Below are 252 nucleotides of genomic sequence, written 5' to 3' on the forward strand. Positions count from 1 at the left end.
CTGTGATTTGATAAGACATACCGACATAATATCCGAATTTAAATAGCTTTTGGTGAACTTTCTCTTCAACCCCCGCTGAAATTGCTCCCAACTGGCAGCTGGATGCAATCAGTAATGCCGTTTTTCGTTTGATCCTTCTAAGGTATATCCGCCAATTCTGTTCGAAATTGTATTTATCTTTTATTTGTTCAATTTCCCCAAGACATAGTTCAACCATAGTATCAGCGAGAATTTGATGCGCAAGAGGAGACT

At 38.9% G+C, this 252-nt stretch carries 1 protein-coding gene; it reads right to left on the bottom strand.

Annotated elements, in window-relative coordinates; all coding sequences use genetic code 11:
• A partial coding sequence (locus tag SB773_RS33370) for a polyprenyl synthetase family protein (RefSeq protein ID WP_410594736.1) occupies positions 1–252 on the bottom strand: 252 nt, incomplete at both ends.

This window comes from Bacillus sp. SIMBA_074, from assembly GCF_046534555.1.
Classification (GTDB): Bacteria; Bacillota; Bacilli; order Bacillales; family Bacillaceae_G; genus Bacillus_A; species Bacillus_A mycoides.